Source organism: Sphingomonas sp. PP-F2F-G114-C0414 (assembly GCF_003688595.1).
GTDB lineage: Bacteria > Pseudomonadota > Alphaproteobacteria > Sphingomonadales > Sphingomonadaceae > Sphingomonas.
The window spans coordinates 69,914-82,138 of sequence record NZ_RCWT01000012.1 but is presented as its reverse complement, the minus strand read 5'-3'; the positions used below and the strand labels follow the sequence as shown (position 1 = coordinate 82,138).

Here is a 12,225-nt window from a genome sequence, read left to right as displayed (position 1 = left end):
CGCTGCGATCAGGCTCCGACGCCGCGCTCGTGGGCCCAGACCACGGCGGCGCTGCGTCGGTTGACGCCGATCTTGGCGTAGAGCCGCGCGACATGGTTTCGGACCGTGTTGCGCGACAGGCCAAGCCGCTCGGCGATCGCTGCATCGTCGAGATCCTGGCAGATCAGTTCGAGCACTTCGCGTTCGCGTTTGCTGAGATCGGTCGAGGGGGCGCTGGTCCCGGGCAGCGCACGCGGGTTCCGCAGCGTCGCCAGCTTGTCCATGATCGAGCGGCTGAGCCAGTTGGCGTCCTTCATCACCGCATCGATCGCTTCGACGAGATCGAGTTCGCCGCGCCGCCGTGCCGAGATGTCCTGATACAGCCATAGCACACAGGGTTCGCCGTCGACGCTGATCCGTTCGGCGGACACCAGGCAATCGAGCCCTTCGCCGTTCTTGTGGAGCAGCCGGACGTCGTGGCCGCGAAAGCCGCCGCGCTCGCGGATTTCGGTTTCGAGTCCTTCGCGCTGAGCCGCATCGTTCCATAATTGCAGGTCGTCCGCGACCTCGCCAATGACCGCCTTCTCGGTGTAGCCGGTGAGCGTCTTGAATGCGGCGTTGACCTGCGCGATGCGGTTGTCGTCGCCCTGCGTCACGACCATCGCGATCGGTGCCATCTCGAACACCGAGGCGAAATGGCGTTCGCTGGCCTGCAACGCGCGTTCGGCCTGACGACGCGGTTCGAGATCGGCGAAGGTGAACAACAGGCAGTCTTCGTTCGCGACCTCGATCGGCTGGCCGGCCAGCACGACCAGCGTCTTGTCGCCGCTCGCCAGCGGCAGCTCGGCTTCGAGCTGCGGCACCGTCTTGCCCGCGGCCACGCAGTCCCTGACGAACGGCTTGCGCTGCACCTCGGTCAGGAAATCGAACTCGAACAGCGTCTTGCCGATAATCTGGTCGCGGCTGTAGCCCGACAGGTCGAGAAACCCCTGATTGGCGAGCACATAGCGCTGGTCGGCAACGCGGATGATCAGCGCCGGCGCCGGGTTGGCATGGAACATCGCCTCGAACCGATCCTCGGCATCGAACCGTTCGGAGACGTCGTTGATGACGAGCCCCAGGCAATCGGGCTCGCCACCATGCTCGTCCATGACGATATCGCGAACCTGGTGCACCCAGCGTGGATCGTCCGCACCCGCCGGGCCGACCTCGACGATCAGGTCGGGAAAGCTCTCCCCCGCGAGCAGTCGCATCAGCGGGTATTCGCGGCGCGGGATCCTCTTGTGATTCCGGTGGCGCAGATCGAACCGCGCGGCGTACTCGTCGGCGGTCTCGCCCAGATCCTTCACCGAGGATATCCCGTGCATCTTCAGTGCGGCGGGATTGGCGCTGAGGATGACGCCGGTCGGGTCCATCAGGATCACGCCCTCGAGCAGGCCGGTCATGAGCTGTTCGAGATGGTGCAGCGTGGGGGCGTGGAGCGGCGGATGCGAGGTCTTCGTCATACCCCGTCCAGCGCCGGCCGGGGTACTCTTGTTCCGCACCGCGCAGAACAAAAATACCAATCACCCCGGTACTTCTGCACCAACCGGCAAAAGATGCGATCTGAACGGAACCGCGCATCCGACTGTTGAGCATCCCGTACTACAACCACCCCAGGGAACCTCATCATGAACCTCATCATCCTTCTCGTCGTCGGCGGACTCATCGGCTGGGTCGCCAGCATGATCATGCGGACCGATGCGCAGCAGGGGATCTTCCTCAACATCGTCGTCGGGATCGTCGGCGCGTTGCTCGCCGGGTTCCTGATCACGCCGCTGATCGGTGGCGCCTCGATCATGGACGGCGCGCTCAACATCCAGTCGATCCTGATCTCGCTGGTCGGCGCGGTCATCCTGCTCGCGATCATCAACCTGTTTCGTCGCGGCACGGCACGCTGAGCAAACGGCGCGGCAGTTCCAGCGTGGAACTGCCGCCCCGACTGCGGATTATCGAAGAACAAGAAACAAAGGAGAGTATGATGACTGTTCGAGCATTTATGGCCTGTGGCGCAATGCTGCTGGCGTCGAGCGCCGTCGCACAGACCGCGACGCATACCGGCGCGCACAACCCCGCTATCAAGAACAACGACGCAGCCCATGTCGCCGCCCCCGCCAGCGGCGCCAATTCCTTCTCGCAAGACCAGGCGCGCGGTCGGTTGACCAAGGCCGGCTATCGATCGGTGTCCGCGCTGACCAAGGACAAGGACGGCGTCTGGCGCGGGATGGCGACCCGCGGCGGCAAGAAGGTCCATGTCGGGCTCGACTACAAGGGCAACGTGACCGCGCGCTGATCCCAATCCTTAGGAGAGAAACGATGACCAAGACACTCACACGCCTGTTCGACGACTATGCCGACGCAACCGCCGCGCTCCACGATCTCGAGCGGCTGGGCGTACCGCATAGCCATATCAGCATCGTCGCGAGCAACGCCGACGGCGCGCATGGCGATACGGACACGACGCTCGGCGACGTCGACGACCGCGGCGATGTCAGCCGCGGTGTCTCGACCGGCGCAGCGGTCGGCGGCGTCGGCGGCCTGCTCGCCGGGCTCGGTCTGCTCGCGATCCCAGGCCTTGGCCCGATCGTCGCGGCCGGCTGGCTCGCCTCGACCGTGGTCGGCGCCGGAATCGGTGCGGCCGGCGGGGCCGCGACCGGCACCATCGTTGGCGCATTGAAGGACGCAGGCCACTCCGAAGAAGACGCGCATGTCTATTCGGAAGGCGTCCGTCGCGGTGGCACGCTGCTGAGCGCGCGCGTCGAGGACGATTTGGTCACCGAAGCCGAAGCGGTGCTCGATCGCAACCGCTCGGTCGACGCGACGACGCGCGGCGCGGCGTATCGCCAGGACGGCTGGAGCCGCTTCGACGAGGCTGCTCCCGCCTATACGCGTGACGAAGTCGCTGCCGAGCGGAGCCGGTATCGGCCGACCACGACGTCGACGACCTACTGAGCTACTACGGCTTAAATAAAGACGGCGGCCTGTTGGAAAACAGGCCGCCGTTTTTCGTCAGAACCGCGTGGAAATCGTCGCGCCGTAGGTCCTTGGATCGCCGGGTTGGCCGACGATCAGGCCGGTGCTGCCCGACTGGGTTGCGAGTACATCATAGTAATGCTCGTCGAACGCATTGCGGAGCCAGAGAAACGCATTGATCCCCTCGCGCTCGCGGAACCCGACGCGGAAGTTGCTCAGCGAATAGCCGTTGATCTCGGTATAAATCGACTCCGACGGGTTCGACGAGAAATGCGACCGGTAGCTGCCGTCATAACCGACATAGAGCTGGCCATCCTTGCCCGCGATCCGCGCCGGCAGGTCGTATTCCGCCCCGTAGGAGAGCGCGAATTTCGAGACGCCGGGCAGGCGCTGCCCCGAGATGTCGCAACTCGCCGGGCTGTACGACGGCCGGGTCGCGGTGCCGGCCTGGCCCGCGGGGCTCGCCGGGTGCGTCGCATCCGCCGCGGTGCCGCCGGTCAGTTCGGGCGGGCAGGGCGCATCGACGAACTTGACGTATTTGGCGTCGGTGTAGGCGCCGTTGACGTACAGGTTCAGCCGCTCCGACGGCCGGAACGCGGAGTCGAATTCGAGACCGCGCGTGCGTACCTTGCCCGCGTTCGCGAGATAGCCGCGCAACACCGAATACTGGTTGTTGGTGACGGTCGCCTGGTAATCCGCGATCTCGGTCCAGAACCCGGCGATGTTCAACGTCACGCGCCGATCGGCGAACTGCGTCTTCAGCCCCAGCTCGTAATGATTGACCTTTTCCGGCTTCACGGTCGCCGAGGCGAGGATCGGATTGTTGTTGGCGTCGAGCGGCAGACCCGACAGATTGATGCCGCCCGATTTATAGCTGCGCGCATAGGTCGCATAGGCGTGGATGTCGGGGGTCACGGTGTACGACGCGGTGATGTCGCCCGACAGGTTCCAGTTATCGAATTTCGGCTTGTAGCTTTGCGGTGCGAGCACGCCGCGCTGATCGGCTGTCAGCGTGGTGCCGCCATTGCCGGTGGTGACGACGGATACGTAATCGCCATCCTTCTTGTCGTAGTTCAACCGCAGGCCGGGCGCGATCTGAAGCTTGTTCGTGGCATGCCAGGTGAGCTTTCCGAACAGCGCGGCGCTGGTGTTGGTGAAGCCGATCGTATTGCGGCTGGTCAGCCCGTCGAGCACCGACGGGTTGCAGGCCGCGGTGGTCGCGGTCGCGCATCCGGTGGCGCCGGGCGCGACACCGTTGCCGGGATTGAGCAGGAACCGGCTCGCCGCGGGCCCCTGCACCTGAAGACCCTGCGTATCGATCGTCTGGTGGAAGTAGAAGACGCCGACCGTGTAGTCGACCGCGTGCGTGCCGTTCGATCCGACCCGCAGTTCCTGGCTGAACTGGCTCTGCTGCGACGGGTTTGCCGAGACCGGGGTGATCGGCAGGCCGATGAAGTCGCGATCGTTCGACGGGTCCCAATGCCAGAACCGCCACGCCGTCACCGACGTCACCGTCGCCGGGCCGAGATCCCAATTCGCGAGCAGCGATGCGCCGCCCAGTTCCTGCTTCGCGCGCAACGGCGTATCGACGTCGGTCACGCGGTCGAACGCGTTCGTCGAGGGCACGACATAGCCCTGCGCCGCGGCGAGCGCCGCATATTGCCGGTTGAGCGGGCGCTGCGTCGTGCCGACCCGCGCGTAATATTGGACGCAGCAATTGGGGTTCTGCCGGCCGTAATCGCCGTACAGCGTCAGGTCGAGATTGGAGGCCGCACGCCACAGCAGCTGGCCGCGAAATCCGAGATTGTCCTGGCTGTTGAGATAGGTGTCGGTGCGCGAATTGTAGATCGTGCCGCGCCGTGTCGTGATCGACGTCGACAGCCGGATCGCCAGCTTGTCGTCGACCAGCGGCCCCGACACCGACGCCTTGCCCTGGAAGAAATCGTAATTGCCGCCGCTCAGCTCGACGCGCGCCTCGGGCGTGAAGCTCGGCGCGCGTGTGGTGACGTTGATCGCGCCCGCGGTGGTGTTCTTGCCGTATAGGGTGCCCTGCGGTCCGCGAAGGATCTCGATCCGCTCGGTATCGGTGAAGTCGAACGTCGCCGAGGCGATGCGGCTGTAATAGACCTGGTCGACATAGATGCCGACGCCCTGTTCGATGCCGTCGTTGGTCAGCCCGAACGGCGCGCCGAGCCCGCGGATGTTGGCGGCCGAATTGCGCGGGTTGGTCGAATAGAATTGCAGCGTCGGTGCAAGCTGCGTGATGCGGCTGACATTGTACGCGCCGGTGTCGGCGATCGCGGTGCCGCCGATCACCGACATCGCGATCGGCACGCTCTGGACGGTTTCCGCGCGGCGGCGTGCGGTGACGAGGATGTCGCCACCTCCATCGCCCGACGCCGGGCCTGCGCGTTCCTGCTCGCCTGTGGACTGCGCCGATTGCGCGGCCGACGTCGCTACGGGTGCTGGCTGTGGCGGCGGGGTCTGCGGCACCTGCTCGGCACTCTGTAACGTCATCAGCAAAGCAGTCAGCACCATATCGCGTCCCCCGAACCTGTGCCGATAAACTCCATTGATATAGTGGGATTACCAATATCTATTTTGATCGGATGCCTAAAGCTCAGCTTTGAGGGGGCGGGATGGTGGCGCCGGCCGGACGGTATATAGACGCGGGAATGACGAAGGAGAGCCGCATGAAACCGCCGATCGGACGCGATACACGTCTGTGCATGTCGTTGTCGGCGAGGCCCGGCAATTTCGGCACTCGTTTTCACAACCGGCTCTACGCACTGACCGGGCTCGATTATTTGTACAAGTCGTTCTCGACCTCCGACCTGCCTGCGGCGATAGGAGGCATTCGCGCGCTGGATATTCGTGGCTGTGCGATCTCGATGCCGTTCAAGGAGGCGGTGATCGCGCTGCTGGACGGTCTGGCGCCATCGGCGAGTGCGATCGACAGCGTGAACACGATCGTCAACGACGACGGCGTGCTGACCGGGCACAACACGGATTACGGTGCGGTCGTCGATCTGGTCAGCGATATCGATCGATCGCTCGCGTTCGTGCTGCACGGCTCGGGCGGGATGGCGAAGGCGGTCGCCGCCGCGCTGAGCGACAGCGGTTTCCGCGATGGCACGATCGTCGCGCGCAATGCGGCGGCTGGGCGGGCGCTCGCCGATCTGTACGGATATCGTTGGGCATCCGAAGCGAGCGGGGCGGCGGCGCTCCTGATCAACGTGACGCCGATCGGGATGACCGGGGCGGATGCGGACGCTCTGGCATTCTCGCCCGACATGATCGCGGCGTGCGACATCGCGTTCGACGTGGTGCAATATCCGCCCGAGACGCCGTTCCTGCGCGCCGCCGCGGACGCGGGCAAGCGCTGCATCACCGGGACCGAGGTCGCGACTCTGCAGGCGCTGCAACAGTTCGTGCTCTACACCGGCGTGACGCCCGATGCCGCGCAGGTCGCCGACGCGGCCGAGTGGGCGCGCGCGAACGCGTAAGCCGCGCGCACCTATTTCGTCAGGTCGGTGAGCAGCGAGCGGTAATAGGTGATCGCCAGCGGGATGTTGTCGATCGGCGTGCGCTCGTTGAGGCCGTGGCTGAAGTCGTCGGACTGCTTGATGAAGGTCGGGCTGACGCCGTAGCTAGGTACGCCGACCGAGCGGTACCACATCGAATCGCTCGCGCCCGCCGACATGCTCGGGAAGATCGGCACGCCGGGGCGGATCTTGGCCATCGCCGTCTTGACCGCACCCATCAGGTCGGCGCGCAACGGCGAGGCGTCGGTCGGGTTCGACCCTTCGGTGACGTCGCTGAACTTGACGCCGGGGTCGGCGGCGACCTTGGCGAGTTCGGCCATCACGGTCGCCGGTTTCACGCCGGGGAAGATGCGGCAGTTGATGTTCGCGGTCGCGCGCTGCGGCAAGGCGTTGAGCGCGTGACCGCCGCTGATCATCGACGTGACGCAGGTCGTGCCGATCTGGCCGACATACCCTGGGTTGGCGGCGAGCGTCTCGATCGCCTTCTCGTCCTTGGGATTGGCGGCGAAAGCGCGCATCGCGGCACCGATCTCGGGCGTCTGGCGCGGTGCGACGCCCTCGAAATAACCCTTGGTGATCGGCGACAGCTGCGGCGTGAATCGATAGTCGCCGATTTTCACCAGCGCGGCGGCGAGTTGGTTGATCGCGTTCACTTTGCGCGGGGCGGACGAGTGGCCGCCCGCACTGGTCGTTTCGAGCTGGAAGTCGGCATAGGTCTTTTCCGCCGCGCCGACCGTGAAATATTCGGCCTTGCCGTCTTCGCCGTACAGCCCGCCGCCGCCGTCGATGTTGAGCGCCATCTCGGCGGTCTTGAGCCGGTCGGCGATCAGCGACGACGTCTTCATGACGGTTTCCTCGTCGCCGGACAGCGCGAGGACGATGCCGCGCTTGGGTTTGTACCCCGCCTTCTTCATGTCGAGCAGCGTCGCGATCGCGAGCGCGGCATCGAGCTTCATGTCGGTGGCGCCGCGGCCGTAGAGATAGCCGTTCTCGACCACTGCGGTAAACGGATCGCGTTGCCAGTCGGCGGGCTTGGCCTCGACCACGTCGATATGCCCGGAGACGACGATCGGCTTCAGCGCCGCATCGGACCCCTTCCAGGTCGCGATCAGATAGGCGGTGTCGTCGACCGGGGTGACCGTCACGTCGCTCGCCGCAAAGCCGCCGCCGACCAGCACCGACTTCAGATAGGCGGCGAGCTGCGGCGTCTGGTTGCCGGGACCGCGCACGCTGCGAAACGCGATCATCTTCTTGGCGATTTCGAGGCCGTTGGTGGCGGCCGGCGAGCTCGTCGTCTGGGCGGTGGCGGGAATCGCGGCCGTCACGGCAGCGCAGGTCAGGAGCAGCTTTAGTGGCATCTCATGTCCTTGAATACGCATTAGAACTTCGCGCCAGCCCGCAGCCCGATCGTGCGCGGGGTGCTGGTGACGATATAGGTCCGCTGCGAACAGGTGCCGCATTGCTGGTAGCGCGACAGCTCCGCGCGTTCGTCCCACAGGTTCTGGACGAATACCTCGAAGGTGAAGTTCGACACCTCCGCGCCGACCGAGGCGTTGCCGGTGGTGTAGGCTTGAAGCCGCCCCAGCGTCGCCGCCTGCGCCAGTCGGATATCCGCCGACGCCGAACTCTGATGTGCGACGAGGCCCTGGATATACGCCTTCGCGGTGCCGATCGGCATGCTGTAGCGCGCGGTGCCGCTCGCCTTGAAGCGCGGCGTGATCGGCAGGCGCGTCCCCGATGGCGCGAGCACGTCGGTGCCGTCACCGCTGCAGATCTGCGTCGCGCACAGGTCGTTGCGCGTCTTCGCATCGGTGTACGAGCCAGCGGCAGTCAGCGAGAGGCCGCCGGTCGAATAGTTCGCATCGGCTTCCGCGCCCCGGATCCGTGCATTGGGCCCGTTCTGGATGATCGTGAAGCTGTTCGCGCCGAGGAACGAGAACTGGAACTTGTCCCATTGCTGTTGATAGATCGCGGCGTTGAACCGCAATCGCTCGAACAGCGTCGTCTTCAGGCCGAGCTCGTAATTGGTCAGGAAATCCGCGTCATACGGCGCGACGTCGCCGCGACGATTGATCCCGCCCGGGCGGAAACCGCGCGAGAAGGTGGCATAGGCCAAGACCTTGTCGGTCGGCTTGAAGGTAAGGTTGAAGCGGTAGGTCGCGCCCTGGCCCTGCGTCTTCTTCGGGATCAGCCCGGTCGTCGTGTAGGTCGCAAGATTGGTGCACGGCGAGCCCGAGACCGTCGCTGGCAACAGCGTCGAGGTGTCGCCACCGTCCAGATAGGCCTGCCGCAGGGTCTGGCCATTGGCGAGATAGCATCCTGCGACTCCGGTCTGGCCGCTGCCCGCGGCGTTGAACGGCGTGGCGGTGTAGGGTCGGCCGTCGGCCGGATCGATCGCCGGGTTGCGGCCGAAGCCGTAGAAGCCGATCAGCGAATTGTCGTAGATGTACGCGCGGCCGCCCGCGGTTGCGGTGAGGGTCGGCAGGATGTCGAAACTCGCCTCGCCGAACACCGCATAATCGGTGTCGACGCGCTTTTGCTGGGTCAGCCACAAGGTACCGGGCGATCCGTTGACCGACACTGCGGTGCCAAGATTGGCGATCTGGTAGTCCTGGAAGATCGCATTCGTCTGGCGCTGGTAGAAGGCGCCTGAAACGACCCGGAAGCGATCCGCCGACGGCGAGGCAACGCGGAATTCCTGGCTAATCTTCTTGAAGTGATCGGTGCCGATGATCTTCTGCCGCGGATCGATCGTCTTGCCGGCATTGTCCTGGTAATAGAAATAGCCGGCGAGCCCGCCCGCGGACGAGTACATCGAGTCATACGCCTCGGCGTAATCGGTATAGTCGCTCGACGTGAAGGTCTTACGGTCGAGATACGCGCCGGCATAGGTGACGTCCCAGTTGCCGACCTTGCCCTCGATCGTCAGCGCGCCCTGGATGAACCGGTCGCGGCGGTATTCGGGGAAGAAATGCTGGACCTGGAGATCGCCAACCTTGGGGTCGTAGCCATAGGTGCCGTGGTTGCGCTGTTCCTGGTACAGGACGGTCGGCGTCACGGTCCAGTTGCTGTCGAGATCGACCTTCAGCGCGGCGCGGCCGCCATAGGTCTCGGTGTCGTTGTAGTTCTTCTTCACGAATGCGGCATTGTCGACGACCACGCCGCCGTTCGCGGAAGTGCACGAGGTCGCGGTCGGCTCGGGCAGGTAGCTGCGGCACCCGGCGACATTGTCGATATAGCCTGCATCGCGCTGATAGAAGCCGACCACGCGCAGCGCCGCCGACCCGGACAGCGGCATATTGAGCATGCCCTCGAGCTTGCTGCCGATGCCGCCCGACTTGACGCTGTTCACCTCGCCATCGACCCGGCCGTAGAAACCGCTCAGATCGGGCTTGTTGGTGATGATCCGGATCGTGCCGGCTTCGGATGACGCGCCGTAGAGCGTCCCCTGCGGTCCGGCGAGGCTCTCGATCCGGGCGATGTCGTAGATGTGGACGTCGAGCGTACCGCCGATCGTCGTCACCGGCTGCTCGTCGAGATAGGTACCGACCGAGGGCAGCGGGCCCGAATGATTGCCGTCGCCGCCCGATGCGACGCCGCGCATGTAGACGACGGTCGATCCCGGCTGCGTCGTCTGGAACGACACCGACGGCAGCAACTGCGTATATTGGTTGAAGTTCGAAATGTTGAGATCGTCGAGCCGCTTGGTCCCGATCGCCTGGATGCTGATCGGAACGCTCTGGATGCTCTGGTCGCGCTTCTGCGCGGTGACGACGATGTCGCCTTCGTACTCGCCTGCGGTTTGCGCGGCAGGGGCGGCTTGTTCGGCAGGGGGCGCAGGATCTGTCTGGGCGTAGGCGGGAGACACCATTGCCGACGAGGCGAGAAGTGAACCGATCAACAACCGACGATCGAATATGTGCATGCGCGAGCCCCCAAGCGAATAATGGACAGAGACTGTGGTGCGGTGCAGCAAAGGTCAAACCATGCTGACGTATTTTGCAGCTTTATTACGCGAGCGTGACGTTTTTGCCACGGATCATGCGCGTAGCAGGTCTCCGAGTGCAGTTTTCAGCGGGTCGAGCCATATTTCGTATGGTCGCCAGGCATCGACGCCGTCGCGGTTGATCGGGCGGCGGACTTGCTCCGAACTCGCGGTCCGGACTGCGCGATCGGTCTCGTGAAACGCGAGGCAGGCGGGTTCGTAGTCGAGCCCGCACGCGGCCAGCAGCGCCCGGACCTCGACCTCGGTGTTGTCGATCAGCGCTTCGTGATCGACGCGGTGGACGCGGCCCGGCGCGACCGTGTCGACGTGGCGCATCAGCCTGACGTAATCGCGGTAATAGCGGCCGAGATCGTCGAGCGAATAGCTGAACGTCTGCCCCCGCGCATAATGCTGTTTGAAGTTGGAGAAGCAGCAGTCGAGCGGGTCGCGCCGCGCGTCGATGATCCGCGCGTTCGGCAGCGCGAGCAGGATCAGCGGCACGTGCGCCCAGTTGTTGGGGAGCTTGTCGATGAAGAACGGGCGCTCGGTACGGCGCTGGATCGCGGCGCGGCGCAGATACTCCTCGCCTGTCTCGCGCAACGCTGTCGCCGATAGGGTGTCGATCGCGCCCGGATAGTCGGCGATGCTGCGCGCGATCGCAGGCATGTCGGGGAGTTCGGTGGTGCCCTCGACCAGGGTGTGGCTGGCGAGGATCTGTTCGATCAGCGTCGAGCCGGCGCGGGGCATGCCGAGCACGAAGATCGGGTCCGGGGCATCGCATCCTTGGCCGCGGCGCGCGTCGAGCAGGGCTGGGGTCAGCACCGCGATGCTGCGGTCGACGAACATCGTGGTTTCGTCGGCGTCGTACGAAATCCGCGTGCGGCGCAGCGTGTTGCCGGCGTCGTAATGCGCGAACGAGCGGGCAGCGTCGCCGCGATCCTCGAACGCCTTGCCGAGCGCGAAATCGAGGTGGAACCGATCCTCGTCGCCGAGGTCGTCGCATGCGAGCGCCGCCTCCATCGCGACGATATCGCCGTCGTCGAACCGCACCGTCTTGAGGTTGGCGAGGCTCCACCACGCATCGCCCAGCGTCGGCTGGAGTGACAGCGCACGCCGATACGCGGCGATACCGTCGTCGCGGCGCCCGACGGTCTTGAGCATATGGCCGTAACTCAGCCACACGCGCGGTTGATCGGGGGCGTCGTGCAGCACCTTTTCGTACAGCGTGATCGCATCCTCGAACCCGCCGAGCCGACCGAGCGCCGCTGCCTTGAGGTTGGCATGGCCGGGATTGTCGGGCTCGTCGGCGATCACCGCATCGAGCAGGGTCAGCGCCTCGGGCGCGCGGTTCTGGCGGTAGAGCACGAGCGCGAGGTTCGCGCGCGCCGCGGTGAACCCGGGGGCCAGTTCGACCGCGCGCCGCAACAGCGTCTCGGCGTCCTTGTACCGCCCGATCCGCCCGGCGAGTTCCGCCAGCATGCGGATCGCGCGCGCATCGAACGGATCGCGCTTGAGATAGGCCTTCAGCAGCGGCTCGGCGACGTGGAGCTGATTGTCGTGCAGCGCCAGCGCGGCTTGCATCAGGTCGCTCGACCAGCGGGGAGTGGGGAGGGAATCCATCGCGCCGAACAGTCGGAGAGCATCGCCCCAGCGTCAAGCATGCATCCGCACTCGCGCGCGCATGGCTGACCTACGCGGTCACGC

9 protein-coding genes are annotated in these 12,225 nt (G+C 65.3%); 4 read left to right on the top strand and 5 right to left on the bottom strand.

The features are described 5' to 3' along the window. Positions 1-8: 8 nt before the first annotated feature. Positions 9-1,484, bottom strand: a complete 1,476-nt coding sequence (locus C8J47_RS12295) for a helix-turn-helix transcriptional regulator (protein WP_121885935.1) — start codon at positions 1,482-1,484, stop codon at positions 9-11. A gap of 165 nt (positions 1,485-1,649) precedes the next feature. Here C8J47_RS12295 and C8J47_RS12290 point away from each other — a divergent pair, with 165 nt between their 5' ends. The 3 genes from C8J47_RS12290 to C8J47_RS12280 all read left to right on the top strand — a co-directional run bounded on the left by C8J47_RS12290 (position 1,650) and on the right by C8J47_RS12280 (position 2,970). Then, on the top strand, positions 1,650-1,919 hold the full coding sequence (locus C8J47_RS12290) for a GlsB/YeaQ/YmgE family stress response membrane protein (protein ID WP_056047837.1): 270 nt from the start codon (positions 1,650-1,652) through the stop codon (positions 1,917-1,919). A gap of 98 nt (positions 1,920-2,017) precedes the next feature. Next, the gene (locus C8J47_RS12285; protein WP_259467519.1) at positions 2,018-2,311 is read left to right on the top strand and encodes a hypothetical protein; all 294 of its coding nucleotides are present in this window, start codon (positions 2,018-2,020) and stop codon (positions 2,309-2,311) included. 23 nt (positions 2,312-2,334) lie between these two features. Then, positions 2,335-2,970 carry a hypothetical protein gene (locus tag C8J47_RS12280; RefSeq protein ID WP_121885934.1) on the top strand — a complete coding sequence of 212 codons (636 nt, stop codon included), beginning with the start codon at positions 2,335-2,337 and terminating at the stop codon, positions 2,968-2,970. Between the two features lie 57 nt (positions 2,971-3,027). Here the strand turns inward: C8J47_RS12280 and C8J47_RS12275 are convergent, their stop codons facing one another. Then, positions 3,028-5,529, bottom strand: coding sequence for a TonB-dependent receptor (locus tag C8J47_RS12275; RefSeq protein ID WP_183129100.1), 2,502 nt, complete (start codon positions 5,527-5,529; stop codon positions 3,028-3,030). Between the two features lie 155 nt (positions 5,530-5,684). Here C8J47_RS12275 and C8J47_RS12270 point away from each other — a divergent pair, with 155 nt between their 5' ends. Beyond that, positions 5,685-6,497 carry a shikimate 5-dehydrogenase gene (locus tag C8J47_RS12270; protein WP_121886212.1) on the top strand — a complete coding sequence of 271 codons (813 nt, stop codon included), beginning with the start codon at positions 5,685-5,687 and terminating at the stop codon, positions 6,495-6,497. 11 nt (positions 6,498-6,508) lie between these two features. On the opposite strand, the gene C8J47_RS12265 is transcribed toward C8J47_RS12270, so the two are convergent. The 3 genes from C8J47_RS12265 to C8J47_RS12255 all read right to left on the bottom strand — a co-directional run bounded on the left by C8J47_RS12265 (position 6,509) and on the right by C8J47_RS12255 (position 12,141). Further along, the gene (locus tag C8J47_RS12265; RefSeq protein ID WP_121885933.1) at positions 6,509-7,894 is read right to left on the bottom strand and encodes a M20/M25/M40 family metallo-hydrolase; all 1,386 of its coding nucleotides are present in this window, start codon (positions 7,892-7,894) and stop codon (positions 6,509-6,511) included. A 20-nt stretch (positions 7,895-7,914) separates the two neighbouring features. Continuing rightward, entirely contained in the window at positions 7,915-10,437 is a 2,523-nt protein-coding gene (locus C8J47_RS12260) for a TonB-dependent receptor (protein WP_259467518.1), read from the bottom strand. A 138-nt stretch (positions 10,438-10,575) separates the two neighbouring features. Continuing rightward, positions 10,576-12,141: a sulfotransferase gene (locus tag C8J47_RS12255; protein WP_259467517.1), complete on the bottom strand. Its 1,566-nt coding sequence runs from the start codon at positions 12,139-12,141 to the stop codon at positions 10,576-10,578. Positions 12,142-12,225 lie beyond the last annotated feature (84 nt).

Bases quoted from the DNA above. Each gene is read 5' to 3' on its own strand.
- C8J47_RS12255 (WP_259467517.1), bottom strand. From the start codon at position 12,141: ATGGATTCCCTCCCCACTCCCCGCTGGTCGAGCGACCTGATGCAAGCC.
- C8J47_RS12265 (WP_121885933.1), bottom strand. From the start codon at position 7,894: ATGCCACTAAAGCTGCTCCTGACCTGCGCTGCCGTGACGGCCGCGATT.
- C8J47_RS12285 (WP_259467519.1), top strand. From the start codon at position 2,018: ATGGCCTGTGGCGCAATGCTGCTGGCGTCGAGCGCCGTCGCACAGACC.
- C8J47_RS12295 (WP_121885935.1), bottom strand. From the start codon at position 1,484: ATGACGAAGACCTCGCATCCGCCGCTCCACGCCCCCACGCTGCACCAT.
- C8J47_RS12280 (WP_121885934.1), top strand. From the start codon at position 2,335: ATGACCAAGACACTCACACGCCTGTTCGACGACTATGCCGACGCAACC.
- C8J47_RS12275 (WP_183129100.1), bottom strand. From the start codon at position 5,529: ATGGTGCTGACTGCTTTGCTGATGACGTTACAGAGTGCCGAGCAGGTG.
- C8J47_RS12270 (WP_121886212.1), top strand. From the start codon at position 5,685: ATGAAACCGCCGATCGGACGCGATACACGTCTGTGCATGTCGTTGTCG.
- C8J47_RS12290 (WP_056047837.1), top strand. From the start codon at position 1,650: ATGAACCTCATCATCCTTCTCGTCGTCGGCGGACTCATCGGCTGGGTC.